Origin of the sequence: Bacillus haimaensis (assembly GCF_048270625.1) — a bacterium.
GTDB classification, from domain to species: Bacteria; Bacillota; Bacilli; order Bacillales; family Bacillaceae_I; genus Sutcliffiella_A; species Sutcliffiella_A haimaensis.
Map to the genome: position 1 here is coordinate 402,466 of NZ_CP158164.1, position 21,585 is coordinate 424,050.

Annotated in this window: 26 protein-coding genes; 15 read left to right on the plus strand and 11 right to left on the minus strand. The window is 40.5% G+C overall.

Annotation, left to right across the window (positions count from 1 at the left end; translation table 11 throughout):
• Positions 1 to 32: 32 nt before the first annotated feature.
• Positions 33 to 266: a DUF378 domain-containing protein gene (locus ABN702_RS01795; protein WP_224841174.1), complete on the minus strand. Its 234-nt coding sequence runs from the start codon at positions 264 to 266 to the stop codon at positions 33 to 35.
• A gap of 170 nt (positions 267 to 436) precedes the next feature.
• Between ABN702_RS01795 and ABN702_RS01800 the strand changes: the two genes are divergently transcribed.
• Entirely contained in the window at positions 437 to 1,600 is a 1,164-nt protein-coding gene (locus tag ABN702_RS01800; protein ID WP_417899160.1) for an iron-containing alcohol dehydrogenase, read from the plus strand.
• A gap of 495 nt (positions 1,601 to 2,095) precedes the next feature.
• Here ABN702_RS01800 and mnhG read toward each other — a convergent pair whose 3' ends face one another.
• Genes mnhG through ABN702_RS01835 form a run of 7 tightly spaced genes read right to left on the minus strand, consistent with a single transcriptional unit; the run spans position 2,096 to position 7,862 of the window.
• Positions 2,096 to 2,467 (minus strand): monovalent cation/H(+) antiporter subunit G, encoded by a 372-nt coding sequence (gene mnhG, locus ABN702_RS01805; protein WP_417899161.1) that lies wholly within the window; start codon positions 2,465 to 2,467, stop codon positions 2,096 to 2,098.
• A complete protein-coding gene (locus tag ABN702_RS01810; protein ID WP_417899162.1) occupies positions 2,451 to 2,747 on the minus strand; it encodes a Na(+)/H(+) antiporter subunit F1 in 297 nt (98 codons plus the stop codon). The genes mnhG and ABN702_RS01810 overlap by 17 nt, the downstream gene beginning before the upstream one ends.
• A gap of 1 nt (position 2,748) precedes the next feature.
• Complete coding sequence (locus ABN702_RS01815) at positions 2,749 to 3,225, minus strand: Na+/H+ antiporter subunit E (RefSeq protein WP_417899163.1); 477 nt, start codon at positions 3,223 to 3,225, stop codon at positions 2,749 to 2,751.
• 6 nt (positions 3,226 to 3,231) lie between these two features.
• Complete coding sequence (locus ABN702_RS01820; RefSeq protein WP_417899164.1) at positions 3,232 to 4,713, minus strand: Na+/H+ antiporter subunit D; 1,482 nt, start codon at positions 4,711 to 4,713, stop codon at positions 3,232 to 3,234.
• The gene (locus tag ABN702_RS01825; RefSeq protein ID WP_417899165.1) at positions 4,706 to 5,047 is read right to left on the minus strand and encodes a Na(+)/H(+) antiporter subunit C; all 342 of its coding nucleotides are present in this window, start codon (positions 5,045 to 5,047) and stop codon (positions 4,706 to 4,708) included. The genes ABN702_RS01820 and ABN702_RS01825 overlap by 8 nt, the downstream gene beginning before the upstream one ends.
• Entirely contained in the window at positions 5,047 to 5,469 is a 423-nt protein-coding gene (locus ABN702_RS01830; RefSeq protein ID WP_417900789.1) for a Na(+)/H(+) antiporter subunit B, read from the minus strand. The genes ABN702_RS01825 and ABN702_RS01830 overlap by 1 nt, the downstream gene beginning before the upstream one ends.
• A complete protein-coding gene (locus ABN702_RS01835) occupies positions 5,469 to 7,862 on the minus strand; it encodes a Na+/H+ antiporter subunit A (protein ID WP_417899166.1) in 2,394 nt (797 codons plus the stop codon). The genes ABN702_RS01830 and ABN702_RS01835 overlap by 1 nt, the downstream gene beginning before the upstream one ends.
• A gap of 297 nt (positions 7,863 to 8,159) precedes the next feature.
• Between ABN702_RS01835 and ABN702_RS01840 the strand changes: the two genes are divergently transcribed.
• The 3 genes from ABN702_RS01840 (at position 8,160) to ABN702_RS01850 (ending at position 10,464) form a co-directional block, all read left to right on the plus strand.
• Positions 8,160 to 8,417, plus strand: a complete 258-nt coding sequence (locus ABN702_RS01840; protein ID WP_417899167.1) for a hypothetical protein — start codon at positions 8,160 to 8,162, stop codon at positions 8,415 to 8,417.
• A gap of 186 nt (positions 8,418 to 8,603) precedes the next feature.
• On the plus strand, positions 8,604 to 9,953 hold the full coding sequence (locus ABN702_RS01845) for a glucose-6-phosphate isomerase (protein WP_417899168.1): 1,350 nt from the start codon (positions 8,604 to 8,606) through the stop codon (positions 9,951 to 9,953).
• Positions 9,954 to 10,056: 103 nt separating this feature from the next.
• A complete protein-coding gene (locus ABN702_RS01850; protein ID WP_417899169.1) occupies positions 10,057 to 10,464 on the plus strand; it encodes a YugN-like family protein in 408 nt (135 codons plus the stop codon).
• Here ABN702_RS01850 and ABN702_RS01855 read toward each other — a convergent pair.
• Positions 10,461 to 11,471: a potassium channel family protein gene (locus ABN702_RS01855; protein ID WP_417899170.1), complete on the minus strand. Its 1,011-nt coding sequence runs from the start codon at positions 11,469 to 11,471 to the stop codon at positions 10,461 to 10,463. The genes ABN702_RS01850 and ABN702_RS01855 overlap by 4 nt on opposite strands.
• The gene (locus ABN702_RS01860) at positions 11,468 to 11,719 is read right to left on the minus strand and encodes an atypical membrane-integrating protein (Mistic protein) (protein WP_417899171.1); all 252 of its coding nucleotides are present in this window, start codon (positions 11,717 to 11,719) and stop codon (positions 11,468 to 11,470) included. Before ABN702_RS01860 ends, ABN702_RS01855 begins: the two co-directional genes overlap by 4 nt.
• Positions 11,720 to 11,846: 127 nt before the next feature.
• Here ABN702_RS01860 and ABN702_RS01865 point away from each other — a divergent pair, with 127 nt between their 5' ends.
• Entirely contained in the window at positions 11,847 to 12,032 is a 186-nt protein-coding gene (locus tag ABN702_RS01865) for an H-type small acid-soluble spore protein (protein WP_417899172.1), read from the plus strand.
• 595 nt (positions 12,033 to 12,627) lie between these two features.
• A complete protein-coding gene (locus ABN702_RS01870; protein WP_417899173.1) occupies positions 12,628 to 12,804 on the plus strand; it encodes a hypothetical protein in 177 nt (58 codons plus the stop codon).
• A gap of 67 nt (positions 12,805 to 12,871) precedes the next feature.
• Here ABN702_RS01870 and ABN702_RS01875 read toward each other — a convergent pair whose 3' ends face one another.
• On the minus strand, positions 12,872 to 14,035 hold the full coding sequence (locus ABN702_RS01875) for a dicarboxylate/amino acid:cation symporter (RefSeq protein WP_417899174.1): 1,164 nt from the start codon (positions 14,033 to 14,035) through the stop codon (positions 12,872 to 12,874).
• 437 nt (positions 14,036 to 14,472) lie between these two features.
• Between ABN702_RS01875 and ABN702_RS01880 the strand changes: the two genes are divergently transcribed.
• The 9 genes from ABN702_RS01880 (at position 14,473) to ABN702_RS01920 (ending at position 21,556) form a co-directional block, all read left to right on the plus strand.
• Positions 14,473 to 14,670 (plus strand): cold-shock protein, encoded by a 198-nt coding sequence (locus tag ABN702_RS01880; protein WP_204420134.1) that lies wholly within the window; start codon positions 14,473 to 14,475, stop codon positions 14,668 to 14,670.
• Between the two features lie 789 nt (positions 14,671 to 15,459).
• Positions 15,460 to 17,481: an ATP-binding protein gene (locus ABN702_RS01885; protein WP_417899175.1), complete on the plus strand. Its 2,022-nt coding sequence runs from the start codon at positions 15,460 to 15,462 to the stop codon at positions 17,479 to 17,481.
• A gap of 29 nt (positions 17,482 to 17,510) precedes the next feature.
• Positions 17,511 to 18,245, plus strand: a complete 735-nt coding sequence (locus tag ABN702_RS01890) for a LytR/AlgR family response regulator transcription factor (protein ID WP_417899176.1) — start codon at positions 17,511 to 17,513, stop codon at positions 18,243 to 18,245.
• Positions 18,246 to 18,620: 375 nt separating this feature from the next.
• Positions 18,621 to 18,758 carry a sporulation histidine kinase inhibitor Sda gene (gene sda / locus ABN702_RS01895; RefSeq protein ID WP_417899177.1) on the plus strand — a complete coding sequence of 46 codons (138 nt, stop codon included), beginning with the start codon at positions 18,621 to 18,623 and terminating at the stop codon, positions 18,756 to 18,758.
• A gap of 103 nt (positions 18,759 to 18,861) precedes the next feature.
• Positions 18,862 to 19,167, plus strand: a complete 306-nt coding sequence (locus ABN702_RS01900; protein ID WP_417899178.1) for an antibiotic biosynthesis monooxygenase family protein — start codon at positions 18,862 to 18,864, stop codon at positions 19,165 to 19,167.
• Entirely contained in the window at positions 19,164 to 19,571 is a 408-nt protein-coding gene (locus tag ABN702_RS01905) for a hypothetical protein (protein WP_417899179.1), read from the plus strand. The genes ABN702_RS01900 and ABN702_RS01905 overlap by 4 nt, the downstream gene beginning before the upstream one ends.
• A 136-nt stretch (positions 19,572 to 19,707) precedes the next feature.
• Entirely contained in the window at positions 19,708 to 19,914 is a 207-nt protein-coding gene (locus ABN702_RS01910; protein WP_417899180.1) for a hypothetical protein, read from the plus strand.
• 122 nt (positions 19,915 to 20,036) lie between these two features.
• Entirely contained in the window at positions 20,037 to 20,336 is a 300-nt protein-coding gene (locus ABN702_RS01915; RefSeq protein ID WP_417899181.1) for a DUF3817 domain-containing protein, read from the plus strand.
• A gap of 65 nt (positions 20,337 to 20,401) precedes the next feature.
• Entirely contained in the window at positions 20,402 to 21,556 is a 1,155-nt protein-coding gene (locus ABN702_RS01920) for a metallophosphoesterase (protein ID WP_417899182.1), read from the plus strand.
• Positions 21,557 to 21,585 lie beyond the last annotated feature (29 nt).

Below are 21,585 nucleotides of genomic sequence, written 5' to 3' on the forward strand. Positions count from 1 at the left end.
CGCCTCCTCCATTACGGAGAGGCGGTGTACGGTTATCTTGTGGTTCTTGGTTCTACTTCTCTTTCATGCTGTTCGGATGGGACGAAAAGAAGTCCAAGGTTGATCAGTCCGGCGATTCCGACTAGACCGTAGATGATTCTGGATAGGGCTGCGTCTTGGCCACCAAAGATGGCAGCGACAAGATCGAATTGGAAAAATCCGATTAGTCCCCAATTTATTGCACCAATGATGGTAAGTACTAAAGCAATACGTTGAATTGTGCTCATAACATTCCCTCCTTGAGAAAATAAGTGCTTCCTCTATATATTTTGTTAGAATGAAAAATTTATTCATAAACAGAATAATTTTGTTGGATGCTAGGAGAGTGTTGAGGCTGATTCTTTGCATAGGAAAATAAAATCAGCCATAATCATGGAAAAAGGGAGGGTTTAAACTAATGGAAAATTTCATATTTTATAATCCAACAAAATTAATTTTTGGCAGCGGACAGCTTGAAGTACTGCCAAAGGAGTTAGAGAAATACGGAAAAAACGTATTGCTTGTCTATGGTGGAGGAAGTATTAAAAAGAGTGGGCTCTACAGCGAGGTAACAGAGGTTCTACATAAAGCTGGTGCAGCCTTAACAGAATTAGCTGGAGTGGAGCCGAATCCACGTCTAACGACTGTTCGAAAAGGAGTGGAACTTTGCCGCGAGCATAACATTGATTTCATTTTGGCAGTTGGCGGAGGAAGTGTTATTGACTGCACAAAGGCAATTGCAGCAGGAGTGAAGTATGAAGGAGATGTATGGGATATTGTTCTTAGAAAACATATCGCAACAGAAGCACTTCCATTTGGAACCGTTCTGACACTGGCAGCTACGGGTTCGGAAATGAATTCCGGCTCTGTCATCACCAACTGGGAAACGCAAGAAAAGTATGGCTGGGGCAGTCCCGTTACGTTCCCTCAATTTTCGATACTAGATCCTAAAAATACCTTTACAGTACCAAAAGATCATACGGTATATGGTATGGTTGATATGATGTCCCATGTTCTGGAGCAATACTTCCATCAACCGACAAATGCTCCCCTACAGGATAGAATGTGTGAAGCGGTATTGATCACTGTCATGGAAACTGCTCCTAAGCTGTTGGATGACCTTGAGAGCTATGAACACCGCGAAACAATCCTCTATAATGGTACCATCGCATTGAACGGCATGCTGCAGATGGGGTACCGTGGAGACTGGGCTACCCATGGTATCGAACATGCTGTATCCGCCATTTATGATATTCCGCATGCAGGAGGTTTGGCTATCCTGTTCCCGAACTGGATGGAGCATGTGATGGATGAGAATCTCGAACGATTCAAGCAATTGGCAGTCCGTGTCTTTGGAGTACAGGATTCCGGATCGACCGATAAAGAGGTGGCACTCGAAGGAATAAGAAGACTACGTGAATTCTGGTCCAGTCTGGGGGCACCGACTCGCTTGGCAGATTATGATATCGATGACACGAATATCGAAAAAATGGCTGAGCACGTCATGTCCAGAGGTCCAGTTGGCAATTTCAAATCATTATCTTATGATGATGTGGTTTCCATCTTAAAAGCATCCTTATAATTATAAAAGGCTAATTTCGTAAAGATTGTTGCTTTTAGAATAGAGCTGGATAGAGATAAAGTGTCAACATTAAACACCCTGTTGGTCTCCGTTCCAGGCGTTCGCTTTCCGCGGGCGGCCTCGGGAGCCTCCTCGGCGCTTTTGCGCCTGCGGGGTCTCCCTTGACACGCTGCTCCCGCAGGAGTCTCACACCTTGCACTCCAACCAACAGGGGTGACTCAAAGGAATAATTCACCTTACTAAAGATAGAAAAACTTTAATTTGTCCCTATTTTTTATTTCAATAGAGCAAATAATGTGATTGTAGCGGAGGACACTTGACTCCTGCGGGAGAGTAGAGGGCATGGGAGACCCCACAGGCGAAGCCGAGGAGGCTCCCATCCGTCCCCGCGGAAAGCAAGTGTCCGGAGCGGAAATCAACGGGCAATATTTGATGTATACATTTTATCTATATAGCAAAAATGAATGCAAAAAAACAGCTAACGGTATCTGGCCGTTAGCTGTTTTTCATTTGCTGGATTGTATTGGATTGCCCTTTATTCTTTAAATCATCCTGAACAGTTCCCTTCCAAAGTGGGACATCCGTGTAATATGCAGCTCTAATCAGTAAATGCCCTGCTACAGGAGAGGTAACAAATACAAAAACAATACCCAACACTAAACGGGCACTGAAATAGTTGTCCTCAAACCAAAAATAAAGTAAAGCAGCTATTAATACCAGGAGAACCCCCAATGTGGCGCTCTTGGAAGCTGCATGGCTGCGACAATAGACATCAGGCAGGCGCAATAGCCCCAATGTGGTTACAAGGCTTAGGAGAGCACCTAACAGGACAAGCACGCCAATAAAAACGTTAACTGTTTCTGTCATATTCGATGGCATCCCCTTTCTGTAGAAACTTTGAGAAAGCTACAGTACCGACAAAGGCGATAATGCCTATTAAGAGAATAACCTCCAAAAAGGCATCCGTTTTTAGCAAAATGGAGATGATGGCGGTTATGGCAATTAAGTTTATTCCAATCGAATCAAGTGCCATGACCCTATCAGGAGTGGATGGCCCTTTTATGACACGATACACAAGCCCTAAGGTGGAGACGGATAAAATCAGTAAGCTTACTGTAAGCAATGCTTCCAAAGGAGTGTCAAACATTTTATCTCGTCACCTCCATTATTGCCTTTTCAAACGAGTTTTTTATATCTGAGATTGCCTGATCTGCATCCGGCATATTGATTGCGTGGATATAAAGGATTTTATTATCATCCGATATATCCATCACAAGCGTACCAGGTGTCAGGGTGATGAGAAGAGAGAGCAAGGTGATTTCCCAATCACTCTTCAAGTCGGTAGGCAGTGCGAAAATACCAGGCTTGATGTCAAGCTTGGGGCGAAGAATATCACGGATTACTTGAACATTGGCCAGTAGAAGCTCTCTCAGGAAAAGGAAAAACAGTTTTCCTGCGGCATTGATACGTGAAAAATAAAAACGGCCGGGAATAAAGCGCCTCATAGCCAGAATAAGAAGAAGTCCCCAAAAATAGCCTACAAAAAAGGATGGAAAGCTCCAGTCATTTTTAAGAAACATCCACGTTCCTGCAACCAAAATATTAATAAGAATTTGAAAAGCCATTAGAAACTACTCCTTTAAAACTGCTTGGATATAGATGGATGGATCCATCATTGTTTCTGCTGCCTGCCATACATACGGATATACAAATTCTGCACCTAAACCAAGGAAAGCAGAAAGTGCCAGTAAGATGACAGAAGGATAAATGAGTCCTTTTGTAGAGCCTTGTTCTTCTTTTGCAGATAGTACCTCTGCCTTAAAGAAACAATTCATGAAGATTTTCATGACAGAATAGAGGACGAGTAAACTCGACAACAGCATGACACCAACAAACACATAGTGATCAGCCTCTAAACCACCTTGCACCAAGAGAACTTTTCCTACGAAACCACTTAATGGCGGTATCCCTGCAAGTGACATTGCAGCTGTGAAAAACATCCACCCAAGTAGTGGGTGACGCTTAATAAGTCCTCCCATTTTCTTGATATTATCCGTTCCAGTGACTGCAAACATTGCTCCACCGAGGAGGAAAAGTGCTCCTTTGATGACCATATCGTGTACTAGATAATAGATGGAGCCTGCATAGCCTGTTTCGTTTGCTAGTGCCACACCATAAATGATGACACCAACTGCAGTAACGATATTATAGATGAGAATTTTTTTGACATCCCAGTATGCGATAGCTCCGATTGCACCAATAAGGATGGTGATTCCTGCTAGTATGGCAATAATGGTATGGGTAATTTCCGGTTCATGATAGAAAATAAGGGTGAATGTACGAAAGATTGCATATACACCAACCTTGGTCAATAATGCTCCAAATAACGCTGTAATAGCATATGGTGGGGCATGATAGGAACCAGGAAGCCAAAAGTACAATGGGAAAATTCCGCCTTTCAGTCCGAACACAATTAAAAACAAAATAGCAACTACTGTTAATATTCCGCTTTGACCGAATTCCGCCACTTTATTGGAGATATCGGCCATATTAAGCGTCCCCATAAGCCCATAAATGTAGGCAAGTGCAAGGACAAACAGGGCAGAGGATATCACATTGACAAGTACATATTTCAAAGATTCGCGCAGTTGGCTGCGTGTGCCCCCAATGACAATCAGGGCATAGGAGGCCATCAGCATTACCTCAAAGAAGACGAATAGATTAAATATATCCCCTGTCAGAAATGCCCCCATCACACCTGTTAATAGAAATTGAGTGAAAGCATAATAGTAATAGCTCTCCCGTCCTTTTCCAATGGAGCGGAATGCAAACAGAATACACATGAAGCTTACAATGACCCCTGTCAACACCAACAGGGAGGCAAACATATCGGCAACAAGTACAATTCCGAATGGCGGTCGCCAGTTTCCTATTTCCAGTGTTTGAATTCCGTTTGTATATACCGTATGGACCAGAACGATAGAGGCAATGGTTGCAAACGATAACGAAATGACACTAATCAATTTTTGCAGCTTGATTCTCTTTGGTAAAAGTAAAAGAAGGGTAGCTGTAATTAAAGGGATTAGTATCGGTAAGATCACTAGGTTATTCATGATTTTCATTTCCCCTTAATTTATCCATATCATCTGTCTTCAGTTCTTGATAAGCACGGTATGCCAGGACCAGGAAGAAAGAAGTAACACCAAAACTGATAACGATTGCCGTCAGAATGAGAGCCTGCGGCAACGGATCAGTATAGGAAGAGGCTTCCTCGCCAAGAAGGGGGGCTGCACCTCGCTTCAATCCACCCATCGTTAGAATCATAAGATGGGCACCATGCGATAAAAGTCCTGTTCCGATTACAATTCGTAAAATACTTCTTGAAAGCATCAAATATACAGCAGTTGCAATCAGTATTCCTGCAACTATGGTCATTACTATTTCCATTATTCGCTCTCTCCTATCGTTTGAATAATGGTCATCGCGATACCGACAACAACTAGATATACTCCTAAATCAAATGCAAGCGTAGAAGCGATGGCTGTCTTACCAAGAATGGGAAGTTCGATGTATTCAAATGCATGCGTCAAAAATGGGACGTCAAAAATGAATGCACCCACTCCTGTTAAAATAGAAATCATCAAACCGCTGGCTGCTACTGTCAGAAAGTTAATAGGCAAAGCCTCTTTCATTGTTTTTATATCAAAGGCAAGTAGTAAAAGGACGAGTGCTGCGGAAGTCATCAATCCTCCGATAAAGCCGCCTCCTGGTGTATAGTGGCCCGCAAAGAAAAGGTAGATGGAGAAAATGAAAATGATAAACGCCAAAAAAGTCGTAACAGTTTGTAAAATCAGATCATTCACCTTCATCATTGACTCCCCCCCTTCGTAAGTCGCAGCTTGATCATTGCATAGATGCCGAAAGCTGCAATGGTGAGAACGGCAATTTCAAAAAGGGTATCAAATCCTCGGAAATCTACTAAAATGACGTTAACCATGTTCTTTCCGCCTGCCTCCTCATAGGACGCCGTAACAAAATAATCTGAAATGGACTCGGCTACTCGGGAGCTGTTGACAGACAACCCAATCAAAATAACCACGATACCAACACTGATGGAGATAATGAAATTTGTCAGACGGAATCTTAGTCTGTTCACCTTCTTGGAGATTTCAGGAAGATGGTAGAAACATAATAGGAATAAAGCTACCGATACGGTTTCAACAATTAATTGAGTTAATGCCAAATCAGGTGCCCTGAATAGTACAAAGAACAAGCTCATGGAATAACCTACTACTCCAAGTGCAATGATTGCGGAAAGACGCGATTTCGTAAAGAGGATGGTAACTGCCGCAATCACCATGACTAGTGACAGGATCAGCTCGTAAACGCCGACAGTTGATGCATTGTCTAAGCTGAAGTTGAATGCCCCGGTTTGCCCCATTACATATAAGAGCAATAAGGCCATAAATCCAAATATCATCACCAGGTAATTTCGGATAAACCCTGTCATATAGAATTTAGTAAACGTGAAAGAGCCACGTTCGAGTCCAACAAGACCGCCATCATATAGCTTGTTCAACGTAAGGCGTTTCGGGAACCACTCGTAGATTTTCCCCCATTTTGCCAGGGTAAAGTACAAGAAGGAACCGAACGCAATAACACCAATCGTCATGAATAGCTCGATTGTCCATCCATGCCAGAAGTAGATGTGCACATCCTCCACTGTAAAGTTGCTCGGGAAAATGGAGTGAAGTGCTGCTTCGATTAAGCCTTTTAGAATTTCTGGGAAGAATCCGAAAATAACAACCAAGGAAGCAAGGATAATGGGAGGAATCAACATCCCAAGTGGAGCTTCATGAGGTTTTTTATCCAATTTTTCAGGCTGGTACTTCCCTGTGAAAGTTTTAAACACTAAGACCATGCTATAGATGAAAGTAAAGATACTTGCTATCCAAGCCAATACCGGGAATATCATTCCGAATGTTTCCATGTTCCACGCACCGATTTGTGTAGCGTTTACCATACCTGTAAAGAACATCTCTTTACTGAGAAATCCATTGAAAGGCGGCAGTCCGGCCATCGAAAATCCACCGATGATTGCAACGGTAAAGGTAATGGGCATCAGATTCATTAATCCGCCAAGCTTACGGATATCCCTTGTCCCGGTTTCATGGTCGACGATCCCGACAACCATAAAGAGACTTCCTTTGAATGTTGCATGATTGATCAGGTGGAATACGGCAGCAAGGGTCGCTACGGTATAGATATTTTCTTCAAGATAGTCATAGTAAACGGCAGCACTGCCAATTCCGAGCAGGGTCATGATCAATCCGAGCTGACTGATGGTAGAGAAAGCCAGGATAGCCTTCAAATCTGTCTGCTTCACAGCTGAGAAAGATCCCCAGAATAACGTAATGATTCCGAAAATCGAAATCAACCAGAACCACTCAGGTGCTCCGGCAAATACCGGGCTCATGCGGGCAACAAGGTAAATACCGGCTTTAACCATCGTCGCAGAGTGCAGGTATGCGCTGACAGGTGTAGGTGCTTCCATTGCATCAGGTAACCAAATATGAAATGGGAATTGGGCAGATTTTGTAAAAGCGCCTAATAGAAAAAGAATGAGCGCAGGTACAAATAATTCGTGAGTAGTTACGATATCAACATTCGCGATTGTCTCGCGAACACTGAATGTACCTGTCATCGTGTAGAGTAGAATAATTCCGGCAAGCATGGAAAGTCCGCCGAAAACGGTAATTAGCATGGACTTAAGGGCTCCATAGCGGGATTTTTCCCGATGATACCAATAGCTAATTAATAAGAAGGAAGAGATACTGGTCAACTCCCAAAATGAGTAGAGAACCAGCATATTATCTGATAAAACAACACCAAGCATGGCTCCCATGAACATCAATAGGTAGACATAAAAGGTGTTAAGGGCTTCTTTTTCCTTGGATAAATAATAAATGGAATACAGAACCACCAAGGAACCGATTCCCGTTATTAAAAGGGCAAACAATAACCCCAATCCATCCAGGTACACAGCAAAATTTATTCCCATGGAGGGAATCCAGTTCATTGTGCTCAAATATGTATTACCGTCCATCGTTTCCCCTAAATTTCCTATAAAGTAGATGAACAATAGAATGGGAAGTAACAGGACGAACCAACCGGTATGTATACGCTTAAAATATTTATGCAGCAAAGGCACAAAAATCGCCAGCAAGAAAGGCGATAAGATCACTAAGTGAATCAGTGACAAGACACAAACCTCCTCTATTTCAAGTAACCTCCCTAACATAAGAAAACAATGCAAAGCACATTAATTAATAAGCACCTGCAATGTATTGTTGAGAGTAATTATTTATAAAGAAACATTACCAAATCAAATTATATACTAAATCCAACCTAATAGCATCCATGTCGATTCTTAGTATAGGCCATTTTTCCTTTCTATATTAAATAAATAGAAACTCGTCCAAAACAAATCAAAAAATTTTTTTCTGCATGCATAAAAAACGTCGTATTTTGCCATTCTATAAACAGGGTGGTGGTAGTTATGATGAAAACAAAAGCAGCTGTTGCTCTTTCAATATTTTCCACATTATTTGCTGGTGCATGGTGGGTTAATACCGAGCAGAAAAAGGAATTTGACGATAGTATGAACACCACTGATACTCAGATAGTACTGATTGGAAGCAATCAATTGGACGATCAAGGCAGCTTAAATGTCATCAGACCATTTAAGCCACGTGAATATATTCGTGTAGTAGTGGCGAAAAATAAAGGTGAAAAAGAAGAAGTGGAGCCAACCTGACACTTCTGTAAGTCTTCAGATATTAAATAAGATACGGTTATACGTAGTGTATAGCCGTTTTCTTATGTCCCGAATCCTCTTTGAAAACTGTATCCGCTTTCAAAGAGTGGTCTTCTTGAATTATTGTGTGTTATTAGGTAAAGTGAAAATTGGCATGGCAAATATGTTTTTTGGAGGGTATAAACAATGACACATATTCGCTTCGATTATAGTAAAGCTTTATCATTTTTCGGCGAACATGAAATTACATACTTAAGAGATGCAGTGAAAGTGGCACATCATTCTCTACATGAGAAAACAGGGGCAGGAAATGATTATCTAGGATGGATCGATCTGCCTACTGCCTATGACAAAGAAGAGTTTGCACGAATCGTCAAAAGTGCAGAGAAAATTAAAACGGACTCCGATATTCTATTGGTGGTGGGGATTGGTGGATCCTATCTTGGAGCGCGTGCTGCCCTTGAGATGCTGAATCACTCGTTCTACAATGCACTATCAAAAGAACAGCGTAAAACCCCACAAGTGATTTTCGTTGGAAACAACATCAGTTCCACTTATATGAAAGATTTAATGGACCTATTAGATGGAAAAGACTTTTCCATCAATGTCATTTCCAAATCGGGTACTACTACAGAGCCGGCATTGGCTTTCCGCATTTTCCGCAAGATTCTAGAAGAAAAATACGGAAAAGAAGAAGCTCGCAAACGTATTTACGCAACAACGGACAAAGCGCGTGGTGCATTAAAAACTCTTGCAACGGAAGAAGGATACGAATCATTCATTATTCCTGACGATGTTGGGGGACGTTATTCTGTTCTGACAGCAGTAGGATTGCTGCCTATAGCCGTTTCTGGTGCAGATATCGAGGAGATGATGAAGGGCGCAGCACAGGCAAGCTCTGATTTCTCCGAATCTGAGTTGGAAGACAATGCTGCCTATCAGTATGCCGCAGTTCGTAATGTCCTTTACAACAAAGGCAAGACAATTGAAATGCTCATCAACTACGAGCCAGGACTGCAATATTTCTCTGAATGGTGGAAGCAGCTGTTTGGTGAAAGTGAAGGGAAAGATCAAAAGGGTATTTTCCCTGCTTCTGCAAACTTTTCTACAGACCTGCACTCTATGGGGCAATATGTACAGGAAGGCCGTCGTGACTTGTTTGAGACAATCATCAAAGTGGATACTCCTAGACATGAGCTTAAAGTGGAAGCGGAAGAAAACGATCTTGATGGTTTGAACTACCTGGCTGGTGAGACAGTCGATTTCGTCAACACAAAAGCTTACGAAGGCACATTGCTTGCACATACTGACGGTGGGGTGCCAAACCTTGTTGTGAACATTCCTGCGATGGATGCCTATACATTTGGCTATCTTGTGTATTTCTTTGAAAAGGCTTGTGCAATGAGCGGGTACCTTCTTGGGGTCAATCCGTTTGATCAGCCTGGAGTGGAAGCTTATAAAGTTAACATGTTTGCCCTATTAGGCAAACCAGGCTTCGAAGAGGTAAAAGCGGAGCTTGAGAAGCGCTTGAAATAATTTTAAATGGAAAAGCTGCCGTGGTTGTGGGCAGCTTTTTTTATGCTTTTGCATGACAAACATCCTTAAAGGGAAGCCTACCACTATAAAAGGAGGGATTTCCATGATTCCAATTCCTTCAAAACTGGAAGGTACGGAGTTTCATCTTTATAAGCTGGAACAGGAACTAAAAAGTCTGGGCTACTCAATTGGTGGCGGATGGGAGTATGACCATGGCTATTTTGATTATGAAATCGACAGTGATGTAGGCTACCAATTTTTACGCGTTCCCTTTCAAGCGGTAGATGGGCAGCTTGATTCCCAAGGTACCTCTGTGAGATTGGGAAGACCTTTTTTACTATCACATAAATACCAAAGAGGATTAGATGATAATGTGCATGTAGATAATGCAACAGCTTCATTTGACCAGTTTTCCGAACCAGTAGACCCGGACGCTTCTTTCCCTAAAGAATACATCGATCTCGGCAAAACCCTGGTGAAAGAATTGGAAGCTTTGCTGCTAAGAGATTAGTCTTTAATGACCAAAAGACTATCATCTGCCTGAATAAGCGTGAAGAGAGGAGGATTGACCATCGTTTCCTCTCTTCTTTTTATGCCTATCAATAATATTTTATTTTGTAATAGCTGGTTGCTTAATTGCTCAAAGGTCGTTCCGATATAGGATTCCTCTGCATCCATATACTTCAGCTTGCTGCCCTTTAGTTGATCAAGCATATTAAGGACAGTATTGGACATGCCATATGAAACCATACTGTTGATGAGACAATAGCTTGACAGCATATTGGTCTGGATAATTTCATCTGCACCTGCCCGCCTGGCATTCTTGACCTGGGCCGAAGTCAGTATCTCCACAATGGTATGAACATCAGGATTCAATCCTTTCACGGTCAATAATGTTAAGACGGCATTCATGTCTGCCTGGACTTCATCTTTGCTCTGATCGGATGTAATGACAACGAGTGAAGCATTTTTAACGTTTGCATTTAATAGCACCTGATCATAAATGGGATTCCCTTTAATATAATGGACATTTTGGTCATGAAGTGGGTTTTGCTGCAGGGTTTGATCGATTAAGACAACTCCAACAGGCTTCTTTACAAGCTTTCTTATCTGCATCAAAGACTCTTTGACCCTCTCATTCCAACCGACGATTATGATATGTCCTTCACCTTTATACTCCACTTTGCCCTCCAAATAAGCATTTTGTGTAGCCACAGCACTGGCTGCAAGCGCAACAAAATACGTAGTCACAAAACCTGTCCCGAAAAATATCAATAGTATGGCCAAGGATCTCCCGGTAACTGTAACAGGTACGTAATCTCCATAGCCAAGTGTAGCTGTTGTTACAATGGCCCACCAAATCCCATCAAATATTGCGGGGAACTCAGCCGGTTCGATAAAATGTATCAACACTCCAAATGAGATATTAATAATGAAAATAATACAAAGAATTCTAGTGATTACTGGCCAATGAATAAAGGCGAATAAAAATGAAGTATTATTCTTGAGATTCTTCATGATTCCTTTTCCTCATCAGAAACAAAGGATAGTACTTCTTTGAGGATCAGATTGATCTTTCTTGTCAGGGCGCTTTCTCCATATTTCTCTTTCCCTGCCACGATCAGTGCAATGACCTCATCATCCAGCTCAATAATCGCTTTATCTTCTTCAGCTTCATTATAGAACTCAATAAAACGGTCCAGGCTTTCATTCATCTTGTCTATTGCATCACTTAAGGCTTCTTTTTCATCAGGTTTCAGCTTCATTATGTTCACCTCTTTTTATATTCTTGACAATAGAGGCAAGGGCTTAAACTTTGGAGGCATAAATAAGAGGAAAAAAGCAAAAATATAAAGATGAAGAACATAAGAAAAAAATGCAGGAGTGATAAAAATGGAAACAAAACGTGTGAAACAGATCCTCTCATCATCAGCCGACATAAATGTAACTTTTCAAGGAACAGAGGTATGGATCGATTCCTTGAGCGAGGACGGCAGAACTGCCACCGTTCACCTTCGCGGACCGGGTGAAGAGAGAACAACAGTAGATATACATGATTTGCAGGAAGTGGAACGATAAGATGAGGGAGACTCGATGTTGAGTCTCTTTTTTTAAGGCTGTTTTCGCATTCTTTGTTGTTAAATAGATAAAATATAAGCATCAAATGCAGCCCGCTGATTGCAGCGAGGGATACAAGATTCCCCGGGGACGGATGGGAGCCTCCTCGGCTTTGCCTGTGGGGTCTCCCATGCCCTCTACTTTCCCGCAGGAGTCAAGTATCCTCCGCTACAATCAACTCAAGTTTCAACATTATTTGCTCCACTGAAATGAAAAAATGAGACAAAGTCCAATTTTTCAAACTCTAGGAAGGCAAATTTTATACTTAGAGTCACCCCTGTTGGTTGGAGTGCAAGGTGTGAGACTCCTGCGGGAGCAGCGTGTCAAGGGAGACCCCGCAGGTGCGCAGCACCGAGGAGGCTTCCGAGGCCTTCTTGGATAAGCGAACGCCTGGGACGGAGACCGACAGGGTGTTTAATGTTGACACCTTATCTTTAGCCCTGCCCTATAGCTTATAGCAACAATCTTTATGAAAAAGCCTTTTTTAATGTGCTCACCGAAGTTTGTCTGCGGAGGATAGGGGGTAAATTCCTATTAAAACGATGAGGTGAGATATATGACATCATTTAACGAAACAGCTATCATTTCCTATGTGGAATCCAAAATTAAAGATTTTAGGAAGGATATGGACTCGACCGCTCCTGGTGAAGTCCAGCACGATATCATTCTAGGCAAAATAGAGGCATTTAACGAATTTTTGGAACATTTCGGTTATGAAAGGTTGCAAAGTTGATCATTCACCAACTACCTTAGTATAAAAGAAGCGGAGGACTCAAATTTGAGCCCTCCGCTTCTTTTATCTAATTTGTATTACCGGTCAATCGATCAACCGCGTTAGCAATTGCGCCATCTCCGGTAACGTTACAGGCCGTGCCAAAGCTATCCTGCGCCAGATACAGGGCAATCATCAGCGAAACCAGTGTCTGGTCAAAGCCAAGCATCGTCTGCAAGAGTCCCAGTGCGGCCATAACAGCACCACCAGGAACACCAGGAGCAGCAATCATCGTCACACCGAGCATGAGGATGAACTGGAGGACGGTTGCGAACGAATAATCCATCCCATTGATAAACATGACTGCCATTGCACAGGAGACGATGGTGATGGTACTTCCAGATAAATGAATGGTGGCAAGGAGTGGGACAGTGAAATCCGCTGTTTTTTCTTTTACGTCCATTTTCTTTGCACGCTCGAGCGTAACAGGAATGGTAGATGCGGAAGACTGGGTGCCAAGTGCAGTGAAATAAGCCGGTAGCATCGTTTTAAGCATCTTCAATGGATTTTTCTTGGAGATTGTCCCACTTAACGTATATTGGAAAAGCAGCATGACGATATGAAGCAGAATAATCAAGATGAAAACCTTGGCGAATACCGAAATGATTGTTTGGACTTGACCGCCGTAGGTCATATTCGCAAAAATCCCCAATATATGAAACGGTAAGAGTGGAATAATGATTTTTGAAATCACAAGCTCGATAATCTGTCTGAATTCCACCATCACTGTTTTTAGGGCATTCCCTTTGATAGCAGCCATTCCAAGACCAAGCGTGAAGGCGATAACCAACGAGGTCATCACTTCCAATGGTGCCGGGATTTCAAGCTTGAAGAAAGGTGAAAGCAGAGATTCTTCGGGATTCTCAAAAGCCTTGGACAAATTTGCATTTTTCAAAAGCACAGGAAAAAGGAAGCTTGCTGCAAAGAATGCCAATAGGCCTGCAGCAACAGTGGATAGGTATGCCAATCCTGTTGTGATACCTAACAGTTTCCCAGCCCCCTTGCCGAGTTCCCCTATACCTGGTGCGATGAATGCAATGATAATAAGCGGGATGGCAAAACCAAGGAAGTTTCCGAAAATCTCATTAAAGGTTACAAAGATTTTAATAAACCACTGTGGAGCAAAGTTCCCAACGATAATACCTAAGAGAATAGCTAAAATGATTCTGGGTAAAAGTCCGAATTTTTTCATGTTGTCCTCCCTAAAAATACAGTTGTCTCTTTTCGGAAAAGCTATTGTACTATGTTACATCATATAATCATAAAAAGGAAAGAATAAAATTGCCTGTATTTCAAATATTTTTTTCCAGATGAAAAAATTTTTTCTGAATAGGTTTATATTTTGGATTATCTTGGGTACACTACTACAGAAATTCACCATCGTTGCAGCTTTTTGCTGCATAATCTTCATTGCCGTTTTCCAGCAACACCGTCACATAAAGATGGAAGTTACTAGCAAAACCAAATAAAACTTGATTTTTAAAAGATTAACCTCTATGATTAAGTTAATTGTTTTTGTTCGGTAAGGCTGATAGAAGGAATTTACTTCAACGTTTTTCGTCTTGAAAGATTATGCAGAGCAAGAATGGTAATACAATTGTGGATTCATCCACTGTAGGAGGAAACATTATGTTACAAGGTAAAGTAAAATGGTTCAACGCTGAAAAAGGTTTCGGTTTCATCGAAGTAGAAGGACAAGACGATGTATTCGTACACTTCTCTGCTATCCAAGGCGAAGGTTTCAAATCTTTAGAAGAAGGTCAAACTGTATCTTTCGAAATCGAACAAGGCGCTCGTGGACCACAAGCAACTAACGTTCAAAAGTAATAGTTTTTGACGAGGAAAAGCTCCCTTTTTAGGGGGCTTTTTTTTTGTGTTTTTTTAGAGGGTGCGTACTAATTGTAGTTTTTGTGGGGGAGGGACGCACAAGACCAGGGCCAGACCCTTGCAGTGTTGATTGTTTGTAGGTGAAGGATGGAGAGGTGTTGGGTTTTGTTTGTGTTGATGGGGTAGGAGGGGCAGGCCCCGTACTTTTGATCTTGCGGTTTTGAAGCAGTTGACGTTTGAGAGTGGTGGGTTTTTAGGTTTTGTGCGGGAGGGACGCACAAGACCAGGGCCAGACCCTTGCAGTGTTGAATGTTTGGAGGGTAAGGATGGAGAGGTGTTGGGTATTGTTTGTGTGATTTGGTAGGAGGGTCAAGCCCCATCCTCTTGTATCAGCGGTAAATAATGTAATATTTTCAAATGAATTTATTATATTACCCAAAAGTTTATTATATAGGGTCGAGAACACCAAAAGTAGCGAAAAGCTGATGAAATAAAGGTTTTGCGGTGTGAAAAGGGCAGAAATTGTAGGCGAAAAGCAACTTGGAGAGTGGTTATATAATAGCTTTTAGAGTTAAAATATCAAAGTGTACGTAAATTTTGGAGAGATATCCAACAGTAACAAGGTGTAAAAAATTTATTTTAAAAGATATAATATTAATAGTACAAGTTTTAATGTGCAGTATATTTCATCTTTTTTCCTTGATGTTGGATATGCACCAAACTACTAGATACATATACTAGTTTTCTTAATCAATTGTCAGGAATGGGGCATTTGAGAAAGGAATGAAAATGAATAATTTTATTAAAGTCGATCAAGCCAAAAAAACAAATAGTAAATTTAAGAAAACAAATTCTTTTAGCAGTCGGTTAAATGGATATATCCTATTTAAGGAGAACAAAAGAATTAGTTTTATTAATGATGAAGCTATGAACCTATTAAAGCTTGATGCGTACCCAATACAAGACCAGCATATATTTTCCATATTTCAATTTGAATTGTCCTCTATTATTGATAACCACATAGATAGTGTAATCAAGGAAAGCAGATTCGAGCAATTTGATTTTATGTTCTCTGAATTACCCGTACAGTGGCTAAGATTTATGATATTCCCCTCTCTGGCAGAAGAATACACGTTTATGATTCTGGACATTACAGAAGAATACATAAATAAAGAAAGAATTTCGGAAACGCAAGAGATCAATTCCATTATCAATGAGACCGCGATGAAGCTGAACAACACAGAGCAGCCTAAGGAGTTACTGGATTCCCTATTTCATCGTCTATCGAGTTCATTGGATTTGGATTTCTATTTCAACTATCTTTGGAATAAGAAGGATGAGAAACTGCATCTCATGAATTATTATGGGATTTGCGAAGCTGCTGCAGACCGGATGAGAGTACTCGCTAAAGGCGAGGCGGTTTGTGGATTAGTGGCAAGTAAGCTTACGCCGGAAGTAGTGGAGCATGTAGATAAATTGGATGATAGAAGAGTGGATATGCTGAAGTCATTTGGAATAAAGGCATATGCATGCGAACCTTTGATTTCTTATGGGAAACTAGTAGGTACTTTATCATTTGGTTCAAAAAAACGGGCAAGTTTCACTCAGGAAGAACTGGATCTAATACATACAATCAGTCAGCAGGTAACCCTGGTACTCAATAAAATCAGTATTGTGGAGGAAATGACACACAACACTAACTCACTGCAGAAAGCCAATATTCATCTCATGCAGAATGAACAGAAGCTGCGCGATATTTTCGAAGGGGCGCAGGTAGGAATTATTATTCTTGATAATGAAGGGAATATTGAAGACACCAATCCTGCAGCTTGCTCAATTCTTGGAATAACGGAAGAAGAGTGCAGGTCCCTCCAAGTAAAAAAATTTGTGAGTGATTCAAACCAGACTCCTTTAGAAGAACACTGGAGTAATCTAATGTCATTAGGAAAAACGCATTCTGATGAGTATATGATTAATCGGCCGGACAAGACGGAGAGAATCATCAGCTTTTCCGCTTCCAAAGATATTTATCAAGGTCATCATTTGATTATCTTTCATGATATTACTCTGCAAAAAAGTATCGAGCAATCGCTTATTAATGAAAAAAATGTAGCGGAAAAATCAAATAGAACGAAAACGAACTTTCTGGCGATGATTAGTCATGAGTTGCGTACACCTTTGAATTCCATCATCGGCTTTGCACAAATACTGGATGATGATAAAAAAGATCCTCTCACCGCCAAGCAGGAATATCGGTTAGGGAAAATTCTGTATTCCAGTAAACATCTGCTTCAATTGATTAATAACATTCTCGAATTGGTAAGGATTGATTCCAAGCCTGATATGGCAGATGACAATAACAAGCCTGTCAATGTCAAAGATGCGATTCATGATTGCATGCAACTAGTGAATAATAATGCATTGGATAAAAAGATCCTGATTCTTGTGGAAGAAAACCTGGAGGATGTGACGATATTGGTTGATCCGATACGGTTTCAACAGGTCGTTGTTAATCTGCTGGCAAATGCTATTAAATATAATAAAGTGGAAGGTTCTGTTTCCCTTTATTGGAAAGTGACTGGCCATTATCTGGCACTTTTTGTGAAAGATACCGGTATAGGAATACCAAAGGAGCTGCAAGAAAAGATTTTTGAACCTTTTTACCGAATATTCCATGAAGACTTTAATATTGAAGGAACTGGTATTGGTTTGACCCTGGTGAAACAGAATGTACTGGAGATGAAAGGTACAGTCGGGGTTTGCAGCCAAGAACATGAAGGAAGTACATTTTGGGTGAAGATCCCTATTTAATTTTATGGAAAGAAAGGGGTTTTCTTCGATTGAAGCCAATAAATCTCATTATTGTTGATGACAATCAGGATTCTCTTGAAATACTTAAATTTTTTATAAGTCAGTTAAAAGACTTTAAAATAATCGATATTTGTAAAAATGGAGAACAGTTGATAGATAGTGTTATGAAAAACAAACCCGAGTTAGTAATTGCGGATATTAACATGCCAAATAAAAATGGACTAGAAGCCATTAAGGATTGCCTTGTTTTTGCGCCGGATTTAAAATTCATTTTTGCAACAGGGTACAATGAATTTGCTGTCGAAGCTTTTGCAATCTCAGCAGTGGATTATATCGTAAAGCCGGTAGAAAAAATAAGAGTGTACAAAGCTTTGGAGAGAGCAAAGACAATCATAGTGAACGATCGGGAAGATGCGGATCTTACGGGAAACAAAAGACTTGCTGTCCGTTCCAACAGTTCTTTTTATTATATTGCATTTAATGATATCATTTTTATTGAAAAATCAGGAAAAAAGTGTATTATCTATACCGTCAATCAAACAGTCGAAACCTATGAAAATATTAGTGATATCTACAAGCAGCTAGACAGTAATTTCTATCGAACCCACCGATCCTATATTGTGAATCTGCGAATGCTATCACATATTACACCAAAAAATGAAACCTATTTTGCCTATTTTATCAATCACGAAAAATATGCACATATTTCTAAGCTCAAGATCAATGAGGTTCAGGAAATGCTTGCTCAGATTACGAACATTTAAGGTGAACATTTCGTAATCTGAGCTTTTTAGCAATAAACCCAAGACTTGTCCCTAAATGTAGGCGCAAAAGGGTTGAAATGTTAAGGAACAGGACTGAATGGCAATGTTTTTACACCCAAAGGCTGGTAATTTATTGGACAAAGGTGAAACGTTTCCGATAATATTTATGTATAGAGGTTGAATAGATAAGATGATTCTATTTTCCAATTACTTCCGTTCCACTATATTAGGATTTTTAAAAAGATGAAAAGCTATCTTATTTAAATATTCGTTTACGACACAAACTACCTAGCGAATGGTTGGCAGCTCTAAAGAACAGAATAAGATACCTTAGATCAGCTATTTAGAAAATCCTAACTCTTGGGAGGGAATCTAATGGATTTATTAAGTAATGAATCACTGATGGAAGTATATGAAGCAGCAAAAACGAACAATCTAAATGAAGATTTTTTAAAGTTGATTTTAGAAGAAATAAAGAGAAGAAATATTGAACTACCAATCACACATACATAAATAAAAAGTATAAAAAGATGTTCGGATATAGAAACATCTTTTTTGTCATACTCAAAAATATACCTCAATTACAATGATTCAACCATCAAGAAGGAGGATTTTCATGTATATCGTTCACTCGACATTTAAAGTACCACCAGAAAAATCAGATGAAGTGATTGCCATTTACCATAACCGGTCAGGACTGGTGGAGAAAGCGGAAGGATTCCACCGTTTTCTTTTGCTGCAAAATGAAAAGAAAACCGGAGAATTGACGGTATTTATGGAATGGGATTCCAAAGAAGCGTTTCTTACTTGGGTGCAGGGCGAGGATTATAAACGCATTCATGAGTTGGAAAAAAAGTATCCGGACCAGGAGTTGGCAGCAATTATACCGACTATCACCAGATATAAGGTTGTGGCAACATGACCAAACTGATAATGTCTCCTACCGTACAAAAAATAAAAGCCGATATAGGCGATATAGATGTAACGCCCATAGTTGAAAAAGTGGTGGCAACGATGTACAAGGACTTCCCCTTTTTGGAAGAAAAGTTTGGAGAAAAGGGGAAGGAACGAACAATAGAAGACAACTTCTATCATTTCCTATATCTGAATACCGCTTATAAACTTAACGACACCAATACCTTTACTGAATATGCTACATGGCTGAACAGTGTATTGGTCAGCAGAGGGTTAAAGACGGAGATGATCATCTATAACTTTAAAAAAATCCAGGAGTGCATGCCTGGAACATTGGATCCTGAGGTGGAAAAGAAATTCATGGACTATTTGGAAGCAGGTATTCTGGCACTAAAGGAATTTCACGAATGAGGATTAGTATGAAACAGTGCGGTTTATAACTGCACTGTTTTTTTCCTTTAGGGTTATTTAGCAAATCTAAATAATATACTTATCAACAGGGATGTTTTGAGCATTGAAATATGTGGTGAACAAGGGGGAACTAGCATTGAAAAAATATAAAATCATGTTTTATGGCGTACTCATCAGTTTTTTTCTGTCTGTCCTCTATTCCATTTATATTCACTTATCAGATCCGACCTGGGGTGATTTGGCTGCAGTAGCATCTTTCATTGTCATCTTTCCATCAGCACTTGTTTTGACCATATTGATCCAGCTGGGCTACCTGATATATTGCCGGAAATCAAAAAAATGATAAATGGTACACTTTCACAGCTTTCCACTTCACAGGATTGTCAACTTTCTATCCGCTATAAGGCCCGGAAATCCATTATAATACAGAAAACAACTAGCAAATATTAAGGTGGTTTATATTCTATGAAAAAGACGCCGATCGATCGATTTCGAGTAATGGGACTTATTGAAGGGGGCTCGCTGCTACTCCTGTTGTTTATTGCCATGCCGATAAAATATGGTCTGGATATTCCGGAGGTGGTAAGTGTAGTAGGGGCAATCCATGGATTCCTTTTCATCACCTATCTTTTCGTCATTGCCTATGTAACGTATAAAGTCAGATGGTCGTTTAAATGGATAGCTGGGGCAGTAATCGCAGCGTTTATCCCTTTTGGAAATATTATATTGGACTCCTATCTAAAAAAATCCACTCTAGTAAACTGACCCTCCATCTCGGGGGTCAGTTTTTTGATGCAGTTTGTTATAGATTTCCGTTTCAATGACTTATAATGAATGCAGATATAATCATCAAAGGGGTTGTCGTATTGAAGCTTCGTCCTGTTTTATCGATTTTTGCATTTTTTTCGTTGTACAATATATTCGTTTACTATCTTGGGTGGAATGTGTGGATCTGGGCAAGCACGGCTTTTCATTGGGAACACCACATCCTTTTTAGCATCATTGTAGCAATAATCGCGTATTCCTATATTCTCGGAAGGCTGTTGAAGCTACTTAGTTTCCTCTCCATCATCGGCTCCTATTGGTTTGCGGTGGTGCAATACGGTCTACTTCTTTTCCCTATAGCCAATTTAACTGTATTCCTGCTGAAGTGGAGTCCATTATCAGAAGAAGCTGCAATCATTTGGACCGGAAATGTTACTTTGATCATCTTCATGCTGCTCATGGCATTAGGAATGTTCAACGCATACAGTCCGGTAATTCGAAGCTACGAAATCTCTATACCAAAAAAGGTGAAAAACCATAAGGAACTGAAAATCGCTGTAGCATCTGATATGCATTTTGGAAAGCTATCCGGTAGGGCACATGTGAGTCGGCTCGTAAAAACTGTGGAAAGTATAAAACCGGATTTGATCCTGCTTCCTGGGGATATAATTGATGATGATCCAAAACAATTTGTACGGAAGCAAATGGGGGCGATTCTGACGAATATGCATGCACCAATGGGGATATACGGTGTACTTGGCAACCACGAGTATTACGGAAGGGAAATTCCCGCATTTTTAGAGGAAATGAAAAAGCTAGATATCCAGATTTTGATGGATGAAGTAATTCAAGTCGAGGATAGCTTTTATATATTGGGTAGGAAAGATAAAACAGATTCAAGAAGGAAACTCATAAAAGACTTAGTAGAGAACCTGGACCATAATCTTCCCATCATCGCCATGGATCATCAGCCGACCCAGTTAATGGAAGCAGAAGAAAGCGGAATTGATATTATTTTGTCTGGTCACACCCACAGAGGGCAAATGATGCCCAATCACCTCATTACCAAAAGGATGTTCGAACTGGATTGGGGCTACCTGAAGAAAAACAGCTTACATGCTATCGTTTCCTCGGGGTTCGGTTTTTGGGGACCGCCGATACGAATTGGCAGCAGATCAGAGGTAGTGGAATTAAAAGTGACCTTCTTACAGGAAGATTAGCTTGAAGTAAATAGACTAAAATGGGTCTA